This is a genomic window from Kitasatospora sp. NBC_00070, from assembly GCF_045041205.1.
In the GTDB taxonomy this organism is placed as follows: Bacteria; Actinomycetota; Actinomycetes; order Streptomycetales; family Streptomycetaceae; genus Kitasatospora.
This window is the reverse complement of sequence record NZ_CP108247.1, coordinates 738,100-755,969: the sequence shown is the minus strand read 5'-3', so window position 1 is coordinate 755,969 and position 17,870 is coordinate 738,100. Positions and strand designations below refer to the sequence as shown.

The window sequence follows — 17,870 nt, the reverse complement described above, 5'->3', positions numbered from 1 at the left end:
GCCCGCGCGTCGTCGAGCCCCGGACCGAGCAGCGGTCCGGGGCTCGACGGCGTTCCCGACCGCGATCGGAGCTCGACCCCGTTGCGAGGCGCCGGCCGGAGGATCGGCCTGCACACCGTGACGGTCGAGCCTCGGGAGGTACCGGGTGGAGCAGGGTTCCGTACGGCGCAGGCGGTGGCCGGGACGGCTGTGGCGGGGGGTGGGCCGGGGCCTGTCGGCGCTCGGCGGGATCACCCTGGGGCTGGCCGGGGACGAGTGGGCGGCCCGGGACCTGCCCGGCCGGTACCCGGAGCGGGTGCGCCCCGACCTCGCGCTCACCCCGCTGGAGCGGGCGTTGGCGCTGGAGGTGTTCCCGCAGGGGTGGCCGCGCTGAAGCCCCCGACCTGGCACGGCGGCGCCCCCGGACGAGGTCCGGGGGCGCCGCCGTGCCAGGTCAGTCCTCCTCGACGGCCTCGAACACGTCGGGCTCCGGGGAGGCGAGGCTGCCCAGGTCGCGGACCTTCTCCCGGAACGCGTCGGCGCTCATCGCGTTCCGGTGCGCCTGGGCGTCGGTCCAGCGGGCCGTCTCGACGAACACCGCGGGGTTGCGGGTCGAGCGGTAGAGGGTGTGGTCGAGGAAGCCGGGCTGGCTGCTCATGTGCTCGGTGATGCCGGTGAGGACCTTGCGGAAGGTCTCGACGTCGCCGTGCACGGTGAGCCGGTTGATGACCGTGATCATGTCGGGTCTCCTGGGGGTCGGTCGGTGGGGGCCGCCGCCGCGGCCTCGCGCAGGGTGCGGCGGAGGATCTTGCCGTTCGGGGAGCGGGGGATGCGGTCGACCACGTCGAGGTGGCGGATGTGCTGGTAGTAGGGGAGCCGGCCGTTGACGAAGGCGGCCGGGCCGTTGGGGCCGTCCAGCGGACCGGCGTCCGGTGCGAGGACCACGAAGGCGTGTGCCACCGCACCGGCCGACGGGTCCGGGTGGTCGGCCACGGCGCAGTCCAGGACAGCCGGGTGACGGATCAGCACCTGCTCGATCTCGGTCGGCGAGACCAGCCAGTTCTCGTGCTTGAAGACGTCCTTGAGCCGGTCGACCAGGAACAGGTGGCCGTCCGCCTCCTGGTAGCCGATGTCGCCGGTGGAGAACCAGCCGTCGGGGTCGGTCGCCGGGCCGTCCTCGTGCAGGTAACCCGCCATCAACTGCGGTCCGCGGACCTGGATCTCGCCGCGCTCGCCGGTGGGCAGGGCGAACCGGCCGGCCACGTCGACCACCCGGCAGTCCGTCCCGGGGACGGGACGGCCGACCGAGCCGGGGCGCGGGTCGGCGGGCCGCTCGCAGTGCGTCAGCGGCGAGGTCTCGGCGAGTCCGTAGCCCTGCACCACCGGGACGCCGAACTGGTCCGAGAGCGCCCGGGCCTGAGCCGGCAGCAGCGCCGACCCGCCGGACAGCACCGCCCGGACGGTGTCCAGCCGCAGCTCCCCGAGACCGGGGTCGGCGGCCAGCGCGGCGAGCCGGACCGGCAGGCTGTACAGGTGGGTGGCCCGGTGCCGGTTGGCCGCCGTGACGGCGGCGGTGGGCGCGGAGTCGGGGCAGAGCACCTGGGTCGCGGCCGCGTACACCGCCGAGTTGAGGTGCATCGGGTGGTAGAGCGGCAGGTGGTTGACGGTGACCGAGTCGCCGTCCAGGCCGTGCACGGCGGCGATCTGGGCCGCGTTGGCGACCAGGTTGCGGTGCGTCAGCCGGACGGCCTTCGGGGCGCCGGTGGTGCCACTGGTGAACTGGATGCACGCCACCGCGTCGAGGTCGGCCGCCGGGCCGCGCTCGCCCGGCGGCAGCAGTCCGGTGGGCAGCCGCTCGGCGGTGATCACCCCGCCGAGCTTCGGCAGCCGGGGGCGGAGCAGCTCCAGCCGCTCGGCGACCCGGGGCGGCGCGACCACGGCGGCCACCTCCGCCGTGCCGAGCGCGTGCACCAGGGCGTCGTCCCCCATCAGCGGGTTGACCACGGCCACCGGGTGGCCGGCCCGGACGGCGCCGTAGTAGGCCACCACGAACGGCACGTCCAGGCTCGCCACCACGCCCACCACCGCGCCGGTCCGGCCGACGGCCGCGGTGAGCGCGCCGGCCGCGGTGTCCACCTCGGCGTCGAGGTCGGCATAGCTGGTGTCGCCGAGCGGGGTCCGGATCGCGACCCGGTCGGGGGCGACGGCCGCTGCCCGGCGGAGCAGGCCGTCCAACGGCAGGTCGGGCCCCGGGGCGGGGGCGGCGGGCCGTCCCGCCGCGAGGTCAGTCGCGGGCCGCACGGAGGCGCTCCTCGGCGAACTGCTGGGCGTAGCGCAGGGTCTGGAGGCTGTTGGTGCTGAGCACCCGGCGCAGGTAGGCGCGGGCGTCGGCGACGGTGGTGCCCTCGCCGAGCAGGTGCAGGGCGGAGGGCTTGATGGTGGCGGTGTGCCTGGCCCGGGCGACGACGCCCTCCGGGGTCTCCTCGAACACCCAGTGGCCGGTGTGCCCGTCCAGCAGACCGGGGAGGTTGACCTGCTTGTAGATGATCTTGTTGAGCTCCGGCAGGCAGACCCGGACCGACCGGGTGGTGTGCTCGCTGCCGTCCGGGGTGTGGGTGTGCATGTCGAAGAACTGGATGCCGGGCACCTCCTCGGTCAGGTCGAGCTTGGTGACGTGCGGGACCCGCTCGGGCCACTTGTCGGCCGCGTACAGGAACTCGTAGACGTCCTCCAGCCGGCCGCCGATGAACAGCGGGTCCTCGAAGGAGATCACCCGGGGCTCCAGGTCCGCCCACTGCTCGGCCGTCTCGCGCAGCGCGTCGAGCTGGGCGGGCGCGCGCTCCTCGTGCTCGGCCGTGATCCGGGCCGCCGCCTCGGGGGCGTCGTCGACGGTGGCGAAGGTGTGCACCAGCTCGACCGCCGTCGCGCCGGCCCCCTGTGGGGTGAACGACCAGGTGGCGGTGGCGGATTCGAGCGGCGCCGGTGGCGACACCTGCTCCAGGGCGATCCGCAGGCCGGCCCGGTCGAGCCGGCGGCGGGCGTCCCAGCAGTGCACGCCGGTGCCCCCGGTCAGGGCCCAGCGGCGCACCAGCTGGGTGCCGTCGGCGTCCTCCTCGACCACCTCGCCGTGCACGGCGAGGCCGAAGTGCTGTGCCCAGGCGGCGAGATCGGCCGTCAGGTCGAAGCAGAGCCCCGCCGGGGCCTGGATGATCGCGTTGTGCCGGACGGTGTGCGTGGTCGACATGCTGTTCCTCTCACGATGGGTCGGACTCCCCAGGGGGAAGGGGCGGTTCGGGTCAGCGCCCGCCGGAGACCTCGACGACGGAGCCGGTGATGTTGCCGTTCGCGGCGGAGCACAGGAAGGCGATCGTGCGGGCCACCTCGTCCGGGGTGCTCAGCCGCCCGGTCGGGGTCCGCCCGGTCTCCCGGTCGCGGAGCTCGGCCGGCAGGTCGGCCAGCACGCCGTCGGTCCGGGTCAGTCCGGGGCTGACCACGTTGACCAGGACGCCGTCCGGTCCGGCGTCCCAGGCCAGGCTGCGGGCGAACCCGTGCAGGGCGGCCTTGCCCGCGGCGTAGAACTCCTGCCCGGGGGCACCGTCCCGGGTGAGGTGGGAGGAGAGCAGCGCCACCCGGCCCCACCCCCGGGCGCGCATCCCCGGAAGCACCAACTGGACGGTGCGCAGGGTCTGTTCGAGGTTGTCCCGGAGCAGCGGCTGCCACTCCCCGGCCGGGACCTGCTCGGTGCGGCCGCCCGGCGGGCGCCGCCGCCCGCGCCGCAGCGCGTTGGCGACCAGCACGTGGACGGCGCCCCAGCGGCGCTCGACCTCGGCGAGCGCCGCGTCCACCGAGCCCGGGTCGGCCAGGTCGTACGGCACGGCCAGCGCCCGGTCCGCCGCGCCGCCGAGCTCCTCGACGAGGGCCCGGGCCCGGTCCTCGCCGGTGCGGTAGGTGAGCGCCACCCGCGCCCCCTCGGCGGCGAACGCCCGCGCGGTCTGCCGGCCGATGCCGGCCGAGGCGCCGGTGACCAGGACGACCCGGTCGGTGAGCCCCAGGTCCACGGTCACACCTCCCGGGCGGCGGGGCGGACCCCGCGCAGCACGTCGAGGGCCTCGGTGAGCCCGGCCGGGGTGAGGGCCTCGCCCCGGCCGCAGAGGTAGCCGTCCGGCCTGACGAGCAGCCAGCCGCCGGGCGGCAGGCCGAGATCGGCGCGCAGCGCGCCGTCCGGGTCCGGCAGCGCGTCCGGGCCTTCGCCGCCGACGGTGCGGACCGAGAGCCAACCCTCGTGCGCCGCCCGGGCCGCCCCGGCGGCGCGGACCGCGCCGCCTTGGCCGGCCGCGACCAGCAGACTGGGTCGCAGGTCGCGCAGCTCGTCGAGCAGGGCGCTCCAGCCGGGCCCGGCGGCCCGGTCCGTGGTGACCTGGCCGAGCCGGCTGCCGGCCCGGGGCCCGGTGGCTCCGGCGGGCCGGTGGTCGGGGAGGGTCAGCGGGCTGTCCGGGTACTCCAGCGACAGGGCGGACATGCTGCCGATGATCTTCCGTTCGATCCGGCCGCGCAGCGGGGCGAAGGCGCGGACCAGGGCGAACACCACCGGCAGGGCCGCGCCGGCGGTGGAGTTCCGCAGCTGCACCAGCCGGGTCGCCTTCCGGGTCGAGCCGAGCAGCGCCCGGCCGACCGGCACCCGCTCGGCCGAGTAGCTGTCCAGCAGGGCGTCGTGGGCGTGCCCCTGCTCGACCAGGGCGAGCTTCCAGGCCAGGTTGTACGCGTCCTGGAGACCGGTGTTGAGCCCCTGGCCGGAGGCGGGGCTGTGCACGTGCGCGGCGTCCCCGGCGAGCAGGCAGCGGCCGCTGCGCATGGCCGGCACCATCCGCTGCTGGATGGTGAAGACCGACACCCAGCTGGGCCGGTGCACGGTGACGGGCCGGCCGAGCCCCCGGCGCAGCTTGGCGGCGAAGCGCTCGGCCACGTCCGCCGGATCGCCCGCGTAGGAGGTGTCGGCGGTGTCCAGCAGCCGCCACTTGCCCTCCTGCGGGAAGGGGATGGCCATCACGGTGCCGCTGCCGACCTTGATCCAGTGGATGCTGTTCTGCGGCAGCTCGGTCTCGATCTCGGCGTCCGCGATCAGCCAGGTCTCGGTGGAGTCGCCGATCAGCGGCAGCCCGAGCAGTCGGCGGACCGTGCTGTGCCCGCCGTCGCACCCCACCAGCCAGCCCGCGTCGGCCCGTTCGGGCCCGGCCGGACCGGTCAGCTCGACGGTCACGCCGTCGTCCCGCTGCTCGAAGCCGGTCAGCCGCACCCCCCACTCGATCTCCAAGCCGTGCTTGGCGACGGCCTGGCGCAGCACGTCCTCGGTGGCGGCCTGATCGATCATCAGGGTCATCGGGTGGCGGGTCGGGACCCGGGAGTAGTCCGGTCCGAGGGCGGCCAGCCGGCGCCCGTTCAGGTGCATGGTGAAGCGCTGGATCACCCGGCCGCGCGGCAGCAGGTCGGGCAGCAGGCCCTGCTGGTCGTACTGCTCCAGCGAGCGGGCGTGGGTGGCCATCGCCCGGCTGGTGACGGCCGGCCCGTCGGCCGCGTCGACCAGCCGGACGGCAACGCCGCGCCGGGCCAGTTCGAGCGCGGTGAGCAGGCCGACCGGGCCGGCGCCCGCGATCAGCACCCGGGCCTCCGGAGAGTTCTGAGTGCTCGTCATGTCCGCCTCCTGGCTGGGTCGGTCGGTCCGGCGGGGGCGAGCGGGAGCAGCCCGGCCCGGTGCGCCTCGGCGAGGGTCGGGGCGGTGCGGTCGCGCTCGGAGAGCAGCCGTCCCGGGGTGTCCGGCCAGGGCAGCGCCAGGTCGGGGTCGAGCGGGTGGACCGCCCGCTCCAGCTCCGGCCGGTACGGCGCGGAGCAGAGGTAGAGCACCGTGGCGTCCTCGGTCAGCGCGGTGAAGGCGTGGCCGAGGCCCGGCGCCAGCTGCACGGCCCGCCAGTGGCCGGGGCCGAGCAGGACGGAGTCCCACCGCCCGAAGGTCGGCGAGCCGACCCGGAGGTCGACCACGAAGTCCAGTACCTCGCCCGCCACGCAGGTGACGTAACGGGCCTGCCCGGGCGGGGTGTCGACGTAGTGGACGCCGCGCAGGACGCCCCGGCGGGAGACCGAGAGCGCGGCCAGTGCGATCGGCAGCGGCCGGTCGGGCCCGATCGGCCGGTCCGTCGAGTACAGCTCCACGAAGGTGCCGCGCTCGTCCTGATGCGGTCGCAGCGTGACCTCCCAGGCTCCCGCCACCGCTAGTTCACGCATACCGGGGTCTCCTTCCGGGTCAGGGCGGTCAGCGCCGGGACGAGCTCCGCCGGGGTGGGCAGCGCGGCGATCTCGGCGGCGAGCCCGGCGGCGGCCGTCCTGGCCGCCGGATCGGCGAGCAACTCCCGGACGGTGTGGGCGACTTCTGCTGCCTCGGCCCGCTCGGGGGGCAGCCGGCGGCCCGCGCCGAGCTCGGCCAGCCGCTGCGCGTAGGTGGCGGTGTCGGAGAGGTGGAACGGCAGGACGAGCTGGGGCAGGCCGTGCACCAGGGCCGTCATCGCGGTGCCCGGACCACCGTGGTGCACCACCAGGTCGCAGGCCGGCAGGACGGTGTCCAGCGGGAGCCAGCCGACGGCGCGCACCGAGTCCGGCAACGGTCCTTCGATCGGATCGGACCCGGTCGCCAGCACCGTCTCCAGGCCGGCCGCGTGCAGGGCGGCCGGCACCGTCGCCAGCAGCCCGGACCGGACGGCCGGCGGCATGCTGCCCAGCGTCACGCAGACCCGGGGACGCTCCCTGGGCAGTCGGACCCAGGACGGGACCCGGGCCGGGCCGTTGTACGGCAGGTAGCGCATCCGCCGGACCGGACCGGCGGGCGGGCCGGGCAGTTGCAGCCGGGGCGGGCACGGGTCGAGCCGCAGGCGCGGGGCCGGCAGGCCGGGCAGCCCCAGGGCGGTGAGCTCGGGGGCGAGTTCCTGCTCGGCCGCCCGGGCGTACCCGTCCGGCAGGCGCAGCCCCCAACCGTGCTCCACCCAGGGGAGGTCGAGCAGTCCGGCGGCCAACCGGCCCGCGTACTCGGTCGGTTCGCTGACCACCAGGTCGGGGCGCCAGCGCTCGGCGATCCGGACGGTCCGGTCCAGCACGTGCGCGGCAAGCCGTCCGAAGCCCCGGCCGCTGCGGTGCACCCGGCCCGCCGGGTCGGCGGGCCGGGCGGCGGGCGTGCCGTCCCGTTCGAAGCCGATCAGGTCGCCCATCGACACCGGACCGGCCGTGGCGATCGCGGGCAGACCCGCCTCGGCCGCCACCTCGGCGAATTCCCCGGGCGCCGCCAGCAGGACTTCGTGGCCCGCCGACCTGAGTGCCCAGGAAATCGGGACGAGCGGCAGGACGTGCCCGTACATCGGTGCCGCGGTGAGCAGAATCCTCATGCGCTCCACCATGGCAGAGCCGGGTCGGTGGGAATAGGGCGGAACCGGCTCCTTGATTCAACGTCGAGCCGAACTCGACCGGTTCTCAGGTCCGCGCGCGGGAAACTGCGGTCGGGCCGAATCGGCCCAGGATTCGGAGGGTCCAGAAAATGCGCGTGCTGTTCACGACTTTCCCCTCACCTTCCCACCATTTCCCGATGGTTCCGCTGGAATGGGCGGTCCGTTCGGCCGGCCACGAGGTACGGGTCGCCAGCGCGCCGTCGCTGACCGCGGCCGTGACCGGGTCCGGACTGCCGATGGTGGAGGTCGGCGCGGCGGTGGACCTCGGTGGCAGCGCCCGCAACCGCGAGCTGGCCGGCTGGCACGACCGCGACCGCTGGCCGGCCCGCTGGCCGGTCGAGCCCGGGCTGCTCGACGCACCGCGCCGGCAGCTGCTGGAGGCGCTCGGCCAGCGGCAGTTCGCGCTGGCCGGCCGGATGCTGGACGACCTGCTGGCGTTCGCCCGGCACTGGCGGCCCGACCTGGTCGTGCACGACGCCGTCTCGTACGCCGGGCCGGTGGTCGCCGCCGCGCTCGGGGTGCCGAACGTCAGCCACCTCTGGGGCAGTCCCGGCCTGCAGAAGCTGGAGATGAAGGGCTTCGGCGACCAGCCGCAGGACGGCTACGTCGAACTGTTCGAGCGGGTCGGCGCCGAGGTGCGGCTGCGGCCGGCCGCCTGGTTCGACCTGTGTCCGCCGAGCATGGGATTCGGCCCGCTGCCGGACGTCCGGACCGAGCGGTACGTCCCCTACAACGGCTCCGGCACGATGCCGTCCTGGCTGCTCGACCCGCCGGAGCGGCCCCGGGTCTGCATCACCTGGGGCGCCACCACGGCCAAGCTGCTCGGTTCCGCGATGACCGACCTGCTCCGGCAGGCGGTCGAGGCGGTCGCCGGACTGCCGGTCGAGGTGGTCCTGGCCACCACCGCCGACCAGCGCGAGCTGCTCGGTGCGCTGCCGCCCTCGGTGCGGACGGTGGAGTCGCTGCCGCTGCACCTGCTGATGCCCAGCTGCGCGGCGGTGGTCCACCACGGCGGGGCCGGCACCACGCTCACCGCCGCCCGGGCCGGGGTGCCGCAGGTGACCGTCACCCGCCGGCCCGAGCCGACCCTGAACGCCGAGCGCCAGGCCGCCACCGGCGCGGGCGTCCACCTCACCTACGGCGAGCTCGACCGGGAGGCGGACCCGGTCGCGGCGATCCGCGAGCGGGTCGCCGCCGTGCTGGCCGACGGCGGTTACCGGGACGCCGCCCGGAAGCTGGCCGCCGAGATGGCGGAGCAGCCCGCCCCGGCCGACCTGGTCGCCGAACTCGAAAAGCTGGCCTGACGTCCCAGATCTCAGCAGAGAGAGGCATTCATGAGAAAATCACCGCCTGCCGCAACCGTTTCCCCGGGGCCGGTCGCCGGTCATCTGGTGTCGCTCACCGGATTGCGCGGAATTCTCGCCCTGACCGTCTTCGGTGCGCATTTCTTCCTCTCCTTCAGTTTCGCCGGCGGGACGTTCGACTCGGATTTCGTGCAGAACGTCTTCCACGTCCTGTTCTCCCGTTCCGGCGGGCCCGCCGTCTCCTGTTTCTTCCTGCTCAGCGGCTTCGTGCTGACCTACATCGCGCGGCCCGGCGACACCGCCCGCTCGTTCTACCGGCGGCGGATCGCCAAGGTCTACCCGGTCCACCTGGCCACCGTCGCGATCGCGTTCGCCCTGGTGGCGGTCCGGTACGGCGCCCCCGGCGCGAAGGTCACCCTGTCGCACCTGCTCCTGGTGCAGAACTGGGTGCCGAGCCAGTGGTACTACCTGACCATGACCGGTCTGGACTGGTCGCTCAGCTGCGAGGCGTTCTTCTACCTCTGCTTCCCGGTGCTGATCTTCCTGCTGGCCCGGGCGAGGAGTTGGCAGCTGTACGTCGCCGCCGGGGTCTCGGTCGCGCTCGCCTTCGGCCTGCCGTACGTGGTCGAGCACACCTTCGCGCTGACCCACCCCGACCCGATGGAGATGGTCGCGACCGCGGACTACGGCGGCCCGATCGGCTACTGGTTCGCCTATGTCTTCCCGCCGATGCGGATGGCGGAGTTCGTGATCGGCATCGCGGTCGCCCTGCTGGTGCGCCGGGGAGCCTGGCGCGGGCCCGGGGTGGCCGTCGCGCTGCTGCTGACGGCCGTCGGATGGGGCGTCAACCTGTACCTGCCCGGCTACCTGCAGCTGGGGGCCGGCATGGTGGTCCCGTTCGCGCTGCTGATCGCCGCGCTGAGCCGTGCCGACGTCGCCAACTCCTGGTCGCCGCTGCGCTGGCGGCCGCTGGTCTGGTTCGGCGAGCTCTCGCTGTCCTTCTACCTGACCCATCTGCTGGTGCAGGAGGAGCTGTTCAGCCGCCTGTGGAACGCGGGGGTGGAGGCCGACCTGCTGCCCGTGCCGCTGCCGGTGCTGTCCTGGTGGGTCGGACTGCTGTCGTTCGCGGCCCAGTTCGTGCTCGCGCTGACCGCCGCCTGGCTGCTGTACCGGCTGGTGGAACGTCCGATGGTCCGGCTGCTGCGCCCGCGCGACGTCCCGCCCCTGCCGATCACCACCGCCTCGCACGACGCGCCGCACCCGCGCGCCGACCAGGCGGACCGAGCGAACCAACTGGTGGAGAAATGACCGAACTTCGCGTCCTGGTGACCGCCTCGGGCTGGCCCACCCACTACATGGCGATGGTGCCGCTGGCCTGGGCGCTGCGGGCGGCCGGCCACGAGATCCGGGTCGCCGCCCAGCCCTCCATGCGGCCGGCGGTCGTCCGCTCCGGCATGCCGATGGTCCCGGTCGGTCCGGATGTCGACTACCTGGCGGTGCGTCGCCGGACGCTGCCGCAGGAGCGGGCCGACGGGACCCCGGGCACCGCCGAGGACATCCGCGCGGCGGCCGAGGCCGACGACGGCGGGCTGTTCGGGGCCTGGGCCGAGGCCACCGGCGCGGCGCTCGACGACACGGTGGCCTTCGCCCGCGCCTGGCGCCCCGACCTGGTGATCGGCGACACCATGGCCCCGGCCGGACTGGTGGCCGCACACGTCCTCGGCGTGCCCGGCATCCGCCACCTCTGGGGGCCGGACATCCTCGGCTCCGAGGGCGGCGAGAAGCTGCTCGACATCCTGCCCGGCTACTGGGAGCCGTACCGGCGCCACGGCCTGGACCTGCGCGGGACGGACCCGGCGCACCGCACCGTCTCACCGTGCCCGCCCAGCCTGCAGGCACCGCCCGCACCCACCCGGCTCCAGCTGCGCTGGCCGCCCTACAACGGCCCCGGCACGGTGCCCGACTGGGCCGACCGGCCCGGCGACCGGCCGCGGATCGCGCTGACCTGGGGCACCTCCACCACCGGCGTGCTGGACGGCGGCGGCACCCCGCTGGCCGAGGCGCTGGCCGGGCTGGCGGGGCTCGACGCGGAGATCGTGGTCGCCGTCACCGCCGAGGAGCGGGAGCGGCTGGGCACCCCGCCGCCCGGTGTCCGGGTGCTGGAGAACCTGCCGCTGCACGTGCTGCTGCCCGGCTGCGCCCTGCTGGTCCACCAGGGTGGCTTCATGACCGCGCTGACCGCCGCCCACCACGGCGTGCCGCAGCTGCTGCTGCCGCAACTGCCCAACCAGATCAGCGATGCCGAGGTGCTGGCCGGCTCCGGCGCCGCACGCGTGCTGCCCACCGGGCGGACCTCGGCGGCCGAGGTCCGGGCCGCCGCCGAGGCCGTGCTCGGGGAGGGCTCGTACGCCGAGGCCGCCCGGCGGCTGCGGGCGGAGATCCTGGCCCAGCCCACCCCGCGCGAGGTGGCCGAAACGCTGTGCGAGCTCGCGGCCGGCGGGTCGTGACGGCGGCCCCCGGCGACGGCCGCGCACCGCTGGTCGTCGTCCTCGGGGCCTCGGGCTATCTCGGATCGGCCGTCGTGGCGGAACTCGCCCGGCGGCCGGTCCGGTTGCGCCTGGTGGCCCGGCGGGCCCCGGTGCTGCCCGGGGAGCCGGTCGCGGACTGCGAGAGCGTGCTCGCCGACCTGGCCGCGCCCGGGGCGGCCGCCGAGGCGGTGGCGGGTGCCGACGCGGTCGTGCACCTGGTCGCCGAGCTCGACCGGGCGGTCGGCTGGCGGGCTGTGGAGCAGGCCGGGGAGCAGCGTGGCGAGCGGTTGGGCGCCGGCCTGGTGCGGGAGATCGCGGGTGCGCTGCGCGGGACCGGCCGGCCGGCCCCGCTGCTGGTGCTGGCCGGCTCGGCCTCCCAGGCGGGCCGGGCCGGGCTGGTCGACGGCACCGGACCGGACCGGCCGACCACCGTCTACGCCCGGCAGAAGCTGTCCGCCGAACGGGAGTTGATGGCGGCTACCGCCGAGGGGATGCTGCGCGGGGTGTCGCTGCGCCTGCCCACCGTGTACGGCCGCGGCCCCGGCCCCGAGGGCAACGGGGTGGTGGCCGCGATGGTGCGGCGCGCCCTGGCAGGGCAGCCGCTGACGGTCTGGGGCACCGGCGGCGTGGTCCGGGACCTGTTGCACGTCGCCGACGCGGCCGCCGCGTTCACGGCCTGCCTCGACCACGGTGCCCGACTCTCCGGCCGGCACTGGACGGTGGGCACCGGGCGGCCGGTCCAGGTCCGGGAGCTCTTCACGGCGATCGCCCGGGCCGTCGCGGCCCGCACCGGCCGGCCACCGGTCCCGGTCGACTCGGTGGAGCCGCCCGAGGCGGCGACGGCGGCCGACGCGGCCGGTACGGTCGTCGACGCCTCGGCCTTCCGGGCCGCCACCGGTTGGCACCCCCGGCGCGAACTCGCGGAGTCCCTGGCCGAGTTGGCGGCCGATCTCGCCGACCGGGGGTGAGCCGCACGGAACGGGCCGGCCCCAGCGGGGCCGGCCCGTTCCGTGCCGGGGCGCCGGTCAGATGATCCGCACCTCGGGCACGTAGACGATCCACCGCCCGCCCGCGCGCCGGAATCCCTCCTCCTTGGCCATGATCTCCTCGGCGTGGTTCCAGGCGAACAGCACGGCGTAGTCCGGGTAGTCGGCGGCGAACTCCTCCGGCGTGCGCACCGGGAGGTGCGACCCGGGGCTGAGCTTGCCCTGCTTGGCCGGGGTGCTGTCGGCGATGTACGAGACCAGCTCGGGGCCGATGCCGCAGTAGTTGGTGAGGGTGGCGCTCTTCGCGGTGGCACCGTACCCGGCGACCGTGGCGCCCTCGGCCCGGCAGCGCTCGAGCACCGCGCGCAGGTCGTCGCGCACCCGGTCGACGGCGGCCGCGAACCGGGCCAGGGTGTCCCGCTCGGTGATCCGGGCCGCCTTCTCCCGCTCCAGGAACAGGCCGACCGCCGGCGTGGGCACCCGGGCGCCGCGCCGCGCGACGGTGTAGCGGATCTCGCCGCCGTGCACGGTCAGGTGCTCCACGTCGACCAGTTCGAAGCCGTAGTGGGTCGCCATCGCCTGCACGGAGCGGACGGTGAAGAAGTAGAAGTGCTCGTCGTAGATCTGGTCGAAGGAGGTCTGTTCGACGATGTCCGCCAGGTAGGGGTCCTCGAAGACGAAGACCCCGTCCGGGGCGAGCAGCGCGTCGACGCCCCGGAAGATCGAGTCGACGTAGGAGATGTGCGAGAAGGTGTTGGCGGCGTAGATCACCTGGGCCGGGCCGTCCTGGGCGGCGATCTCCGCCGCCGAGGACTCCTCGAAGAACGCGTTGCGGACCCGGATGCCCTTCGCGGCGGCGGCCTCCGCCACGCCCGTGCACGGCTCGACACCGAGATGGCGGCGGCCGGCCCGGTGCACCGTGTCGAGCATGATGCCGTCGTTGCTGCCGAACTCGACCAGGAACGCGTCGGGTTCACTCAGCTCGGTGTCCAGGAAGTGCCGGGCGGTGGCCCGGAAGTGCTCCTGCATCACCGTGGAGCCGGACGAGTGGTACGGGTAGTCGGTCCGGAACATCCGCTCGCGCGGGACGTCCTCCAGCAACTGGACCATCGTGCAGGCGTCGCAGATCGCGACCGCCAGCCGGTGGAAGAACTCCTCGGTGCCGCCGCCCGGGTCGACGAACGCGTCGGCCAGGGGCTGTCGGCCGAAGTCGAAGAACTCGTGGAGGGCGCCGCCGCAGATACGGCATCGGGACGTGGCAGACATGATGGCTCCTCAACTCCTGTCGATGACGCGGACCCGCCGGCCGGTCGGGCGGTGGCCCCGAGCCGGACCGCCCCGTGCCCGGGGCGGTCCCTGTGATCGGGATCGTTCCCAACGCGACTCGACAAACGGTTGAAGTGTGCTGGACGAGCGGCCGCCCGCCCGGTCAGACCGGGAGCACCCGGCGCAGGTACGCGCCGGTCACCCCCGGACCGGCGGCGATCTCGGCCGGGGTGCCCTGGCCGACCACCCGGCCGCCGCGGTGGCCCGCGCCCGGGCCCATGTCGATGACCCAGTCGGAGCAGGCCGCGACGTGCAGGTCGTGCTCGGCGATGACGACCGAGTTGCCGCTCGCCAGCAGGATGTCGAAGGCGTCCACCATCCGCTGCACGTCCGAGGGGTGCAGCCCGGTGACGGGCTCGTCCAGCAGCACCAGGCCGCGGCCGCGGCCGCCGGTGCCGAGCAGGATCGCGTTCGCCAGCTTCAGCCGCTGCGCCTCACCTCCGGACAACTCGGTTCCGCTCTGGCCGAGTTGGAGGTAACCGAGACCGGCCCGCTGGATCGCGCGCAGGGTCGCGGCCAGCCCGGCGGGCTCGGTGAGCAGGTCGGCGGCCTCGTCCACGGTCATCGCCAGGATCTGGTCCACCGCCTTGCCCCGGTAGGTCACGCCGAGCACCTCGGGGGTGAACCTGCGGCCCTCGCAGACGTCGCACTCCACCCACATGTCGGGCATGAAGTGCAGGTCCACCTGCCGCCGCCCGTAGCCGGTGCAGGTCTCGCAGCGGCCGCCGGGGGAGTTGAACGAGAACGCCCCGGCCCCCAGACCGAGTGCCTTGGCGCGCGGGGTGGCCGCGAAGAGCTTGCGGATGATGTCGAACGCCTTGGTGTACGTGGCGGGGTTGGAGCGGGGAGTGCGGCCGATCGGGTCCTGGTCGACCACGGTCACCCAGTCGAGCCGGCCGGCCCCCTCGACGCCGGCCATCGCGGCGGGGCGTTCGCCGCGCAGGACGGAGTCCAGGCCCCGGCCCAGCGCCTCGTGCAGCAGGCTGCTCTTGCCGCTGCCGCTGACCCCGGTGATGCAGGTCAGGGTGTTCAACGGGATGTCCACCCGGTCCAGTTGCACGTTGTGCACGTCGACGCCGAGCAGGCTCAGGCGGGCGGCCGTGCGCGGGTCGGACCGCTCGGGGCGGTGCACCCGGGGGCCGCGGCCGGCCAGGTAGGCGCCGGTCACCGAGTCCGGGTGGCTGCTCAGCTCGGCGGTCGGCACCGAGGCGACCAGGGTGCCGCCCCGGCGGCCGCCGCCGGGGCCGAGGTCCACCACCCAGTCCGCCAGCGCGATGAGTTCGGGGTCGTGCTCGACCAGCAGGACGGTGTTCCCGGCGTCCCGCAGATCGGTCAGGATCTCCCGCAGCGGGTGCTTGTCGGCCGGGTGCAGGCCGGCGCTGGGCTCGTCCAGGACGAAGATGATGCCGGTCAGATCCATGTTCAACTGCGCCGTGACCCGGGCGCGTTGGAGCTCGCCGCCGGACAGTGAGGGGGCCGTCCGGGTCACCGTCAGGTGGCCCAGGCCGAGTTCGACCATCAGCCGGACCCGGCGGGCGAGGTCCGGCAGCACGTGGACGGCGACCTCGCGCTGCATCGGGGTGAGGGTGGCGTCGACGCCGTCCACCCAGCTGCGCAGGTCCTCCACCGGCAGCTTGATCACCTCCGGGTAGGTGAGGCCGCCGAGTTCGAGGGTGCGGGCGGTCTCGCCGAAGCCGGTGCCGTGACAGGCGGGGCAGGGGACCCGGACCATGAAGCGGGCGTAGGTTTCGCGCGCGGTGTCGGTGCCGGACGCCTCGTGCAGCCGGGTGACCTCCGCCACCGCGCCGATCAGCGGGACGGCGCGCTCGATCACCGTCTCGGTGCCGGACTTCTTGTGCCTGCTGGTGATCTTGAAGGAGACCGGCTCGCCGTCCGTGCCGTGCAGCACGGCGGTCCGGAAGGATTCGGGGAGCTCGCGCCAGGGCAGGTCGAGGTCGGCGCCGTGCAGGGCGGCGAGGGTGGGGAGTGCCAGGTGCTCGCCGGAGTTGGTGCGTTCGAGCCAGGCGCCCGCGCCGCCGAACAGCGGGAGGTCGGGCCGGGTGATGATCCGGTCCGGCTCGGCGCTGTCGGTGTGGCCCATCCCGGCGCACCGCTTGCAGCGGCCCTCCATGCTGTACCGGTCGAAGTAGGCGCTGGTCAGGTTGCGCAGCTCGGGGTGTTCGAGGGCGAGCGGGCCGAGCGCGGGCAGCCGGGCGAACAGCAGTCCGAGGAAGTCGTTCAGCCCGCTGATGCTGCCCAGGGTGGAGCGGGGGCTGCGGTTCAGCCGGCGCTGGTCGACCGCGAGGGTGACGCCGAGCCCGCTGATCCGGTCCACCTGCGGCCGGTCCTTGGGGGAGATGAACTGCCGGAAGAACGGCGAGATGCCGTTCAGGTACCGCAGCTGGGCCTCGGCGTGCACGGTGTCGATGGCCAGCGAGGTCTTCCCGCTGCCGCTCACGCCGGTGAACGCGACGATCTTGTTCTTCGGGAAGGTGACGCTGACGTCCTTGAGGTTGTGCGTCCGGGCGCCGACGATCTCGATGACATCCCCGCCGGGGACGTGGTCCGGGTGGCTCACTGCTGCTCCTCCGCTGCCGTCCGATGAACTTGACTCGCGATACTACTCTCACGATACTAAAGCCGTGAATCTAACTCGACTCATGGTTCTCGGGACGCTGCAGAACAGTGGTCCGATGCACGGCCACGAAATCCGCCGCATCGCCGAGGTGACGAGCGTCAGCAGTTGGGGCGGCGTCAGCGTCGGCGCCCTCTACCGTGAGCTCCGGACGATGGACGAGACCGGACAGGTCGAATCCGTCCGCACCGAGCAGGTCGGCCGCCGCCCGGCCAGGACCGTCTACCGCATCACCGACCAGGGCGAGACGGAGCTGCGCGGGCTGCGCGAGGAGGCGGTCACCGAGGTGCACCACGGCACCGACCCGTTCGGGGTCGCGCTGCTGTTCACCCGGACCGACGACCTGCCCACCCTGCTCGGTCTGCTCAAGCGCCGCCGCGAGGCGATCCGCGGGATGCGCGACGGCATCGCGGCGGAGGGTGAGGCCCTGCTCAGGTCCGGCGCGATCGGACCGCTGGACGCGGCGATGTTCCGCCGCCGGGTGATCCAGCTGGACGCCGAGCTGGCCTGGCAGGACGACCTCGACCGCGTGATTGAGCAGGTCGTCGCCGACGGTTCCGGGCCTCGTCCGGTCGACAGAGCCGACGGCCCAGCTGTCGACGACTCCGGAGCAGCCGACGAGACCGACGATCCGACCATGGAGGTCCACACATGAACATGATCGAAGTCCACGGGCTGGCCCGGACGTTCCAGACCCCGCACGGGGAGGTGAACGCGGTGCGCGGGGTGGACTTCACGGTTACCGCCGGTGAGATCGTCGGCTTCCTCGGCCCGAACGGCGCCGGCAAGACCACCACCCTGCGGATGCTCACCACCCTGCTGCGCCCGACCGCCGGCACCGCCGTGGTGGCCGGTGCCGACCTGCTCGCCGACCCGGTCGGCGTCCGCCGCCGGATCGGCTACGTCGCCCAGGGCGGCGGCGCCAACCCGGCCGAGCTGGTCGCCAACGAGCTGATGCTGCAGGCCCGGCTGTACGGCATGTCCAAGGCCGCCGCGCAGACCCAGATCGCTTCGCTAGCAGCCCAGTTGGGCCTGGAGGGCCTGACCGACCGAGTGGTCGGCAGCCTCTCCGGCGGCCAGCGGCGGCGGCTCGACATCGCCCTCGGGCTGGTGCACCGACCGCCGCTGATCTTCCTGGACGAGCCCAGCACCGGCCTCGACCCGACCAGCCGCAGCCAGCTGTGGGAGCACATCCGCCGGCTGCGCGACGAACTCGGGGCCACGGTCTTCCTGAGCACCCACTACCTGGACGAGGCCGACGCGCTCTGCGACCGGATCCTCATCATGGACAGCGGCACCATCCTGGTCGAGGACAGCCCCGAGGAGCTCAAGCGGCGGGTCGCGGGCGACGCGGTCACCATCGAGGTCGCGCCCGGCAGCGCCCGGGAGGCGGCCGCCGTGGTCGAGGGGCTGGCCGGTCCGTACGGGCTGGTCACCACCGGGGACACGCTCCGGTTCCGGACCGAGCACAGCAGTCGCACCATGATCGACCTGCTCCGCGCGCTGGAGGCGCGCCAAGTCGAGCCGGTGTCCGTGCAGGTGGACCGTCCGACCCTGGACGACGTCTTCCTCACCCTCACCGGCCGCTCCGAGGAACCCGCTGCCGCCACCGCCGGCGCCGTCTGAAC

The 17,870-nt window shown here is 74.4% G+C and carries 16 protein-coding genes; 7 read left to right on the top strand and 9 right to left on the bottom strand.

What is annotated here, in order from left to right; translation table 11 throughout:
* Positions 1–145 precede the first annotated feature (145 nt).
* Positions 146–373 carry a hypothetical protein gene (locus OHV05_RS03480; RefSeq protein ID WP_405016272.1) on the top strand — a complete coding sequence of 76 codons (228 nt, stop codon included), beginning with the start codon at positions 146–148 and terminating at the stop codon, positions 371–373.
* A 60-nt stretch (positions 374–433) separates the two neighbouring features.
* On the opposite strand, the gene OHV05_RS03475 is transcribed toward OHV05_RS03480, so the two are convergent.
* From OHV05_RS03475 to OHV05_RS03445, 7 genes are read right to left on the bottom strand one after another with little or no spacing between them, the layout of a single operon-like run.
* A complete protein-coding gene (locus tag OHV05_RS03475; RefSeq protein ID WP_405016271.1) occupies positions 434–718 on the bottom strand; it encodes an antibiotic biosynthesis monooxygenase family protein in 285 nt (94 codons plus the stop codon).
* Positions 715–2,280, bottom strand: a complete 1,566-nt coding sequence (locus OHV05_RS03470) for a class I adenylate-forming enzyme family protein (protein WP_405016270.1) — start codon at positions 2,278–2,280, stop codon at positions 715–717. The genes OHV05_RS03475 and OHV05_RS03470 overlap by 4 nt, the downstream gene beginning before the upstream one ends.
* Positions 2,264–3,223, bottom strand: coding sequence for an aromatase/cyclase (locus OHV05_RS03465; RefSeq protein WP_405016269.1), 960 nt, complete (start codon positions 3,221–3,223; stop codon positions 2,264–2,266). The genes OHV05_RS03470 and OHV05_RS03465 overlap by 17 nt, the downstream gene beginning before the upstream one ends.
* A gap of 52 nt (positions 3,224–3,275) precedes the next feature.
* Complete coding sequence (locus tag OHV05_RS03460) at positions 3,276–4,043, bottom strand: SDR family NAD(P)-dependent oxidoreductase (protein WP_405016268.1); 768 nt, start codon at positions 4,041–4,043, stop codon at positions 3,276–3,278.
* The gene (locus OHV05_RS03455; RefSeq protein WP_405016267.1) at positions 4,040–5,668 is read right to left on the bottom strand and encodes an FAD-dependent oxidoreductase; all 1,629 of its coding nucleotides are present in this window, start codon (positions 5,666–5,668) and stop codon (positions 4,040–4,042) included. Before OHV05_RS03455 ends, OHV05_RS03460 begins: the two co-directional genes overlap by 4 nt.
* Complete coding sequence (locus OHV05_RS03450; RefSeq protein ID WP_405016266.1) at positions 5,665–6,255, bottom strand: dTDP-4-dehydrorhamnose 3,5-epimerase family protein; 591 nt, start codon at positions 6,253–6,255, stop codon at positions 5,665–5,667. The genes OHV05_RS03455 and OHV05_RS03450 overlap by 4 nt, the downstream gene beginning before the upstream one ends.
* Complete coding sequence (locus OHV05_RS03445) at positions 6,243–7,403, bottom strand: nucleotide disphospho-sugar-binding domain-containing protein (RefSeq protein ID WP_405016265.1); 1,161 nt, start codon at positions 7,401–7,403, stop codon at positions 6,243–6,245. Before OHV05_RS03445 ends, OHV05_RS03450 begins: the two co-directional genes overlap by 13 nt.
* A gap of 197 nt (positions 7,404–7,600) precedes the next feature.
* On the opposite strand from OHV05_RS03445, the gene OHV05_RS03440 reads away from it, so the two are divergent.
* The 4 genes from OHV05_RS03440 (at position 7,601) to OHV05_RS03425 (ending at position 12,263) form a co-directional block, all read left to right on the top strand.
* Positions 7,601–8,767 (top strand): nucleotide disphospho-sugar-binding domain-containing protein, encoded by a 1,167-nt coding sequence (locus tag OHV05_RS03440; RefSeq protein WP_405016264.1) that lies wholly within the window; start codon positions 7,601–7,603, stop codon positions 8,765–8,767.
* 87 nt (positions 8,768–8,854) lie between these two features.
* On the top strand, positions 8,855–10,075 hold the full coding sequence (locus OHV05_RS03435; protein ID WP_405016263.1) for an acyltransferase family protein: 1,221 nt from the start codon (positions 8,855–8,857) through the stop codon (positions 10,073–10,075).
* Positions 10,072–11,274 (top strand): nucleotide disphospho-sugar-binding domain-containing protein, encoded by a 1,203-nt coding sequence (locus tag OHV05_RS03430; protein ID WP_405016262.1) that lies wholly within the window; start codon positions 10,072–10,074, stop codon positions 11,272–11,274. Before OHV05_RS03435 ends, OHV05_RS03430 begins: the two co-directional genes overlap by 4 nt.
* On the top strand, positions 11,247–12,263 hold the full coding sequence (locus tag OHV05_RS03425) for an NAD-dependent epimerase/dehydratase family protein (protein WP_405016261.1): 1,017 nt from the start codon (positions 11,247–11,249) through the stop codon (positions 12,261–12,263). The genes OHV05_RS03430 and OHV05_RS03425 overlap by 28 nt, the downstream gene beginning before the upstream one ends.
* 57 nt (positions 12,264–12,320) lie before the next feature.
* On the opposite strand, the gene OHV05_RS03420 is transcribed toward OHV05_RS03425, so the two are convergent.
* Both OHV05_RS03420 and OHV05_RS03415 read right to left on the bottom strand, forming a co-directional pair.
* Positions 12,321–13,547 carry a methyltransferase domain-containing protein gene (locus OHV05_RS03420; protein ID WP_405016260.1) on the bottom strand — a complete coding sequence of 409 codons (1,227 nt, stop codon included), beginning with the start codon at positions 13,545–13,547 and terminating at the stop codon, positions 12,321–12,323.
* Between the two features lie 163 nt (positions 13,548–13,710).
* Positions 13,711–16,185, bottom strand: coding sequence for an excinuclease ABC subunit UvrA (locus tag OHV05_RS03415; RefSeq protein ID WP_405016259.1), 2,475 nt, complete (start codon positions 16,183–16,185; stop codon positions 13,711–13,713).
* On the opposite strand from OHV05_RS03415, the gene OHV05_RS03410 reads away from it, so the two are divergent.
* Both OHV05_RS03410 and OHV05_RS03405 read left to right on the top strand, forming a co-directional pair.
* Positions 16,148–16,897: a PadR family transcriptional regulator gene (locus OHV05_RS03410; protein WP_405016258.1), complete on the top strand. Its 750-nt coding sequence runs from the start codon at positions 16,148–16,150 to the stop codon at positions 16,895–16,897. The genes OHV05_RS03415 and OHV05_RS03410 overlap by 38 nt on opposite strands.
* Positions 16,894–17,868 (top strand): ATP-binding cassette domain-containing protein, encoded by a 975-nt coding sequence (locus tag OHV05_RS03405; protein WP_405016257.1) that lies wholly within the window; start codon positions 16,894–16,896, stop codon positions 17,866–17,868. Before OHV05_RS03410 ends, OHV05_RS03405 begins: the two co-directional genes overlap by 4 nt.
* Positions 17,869–17,870: the final 2 nt, after the last annotated feature.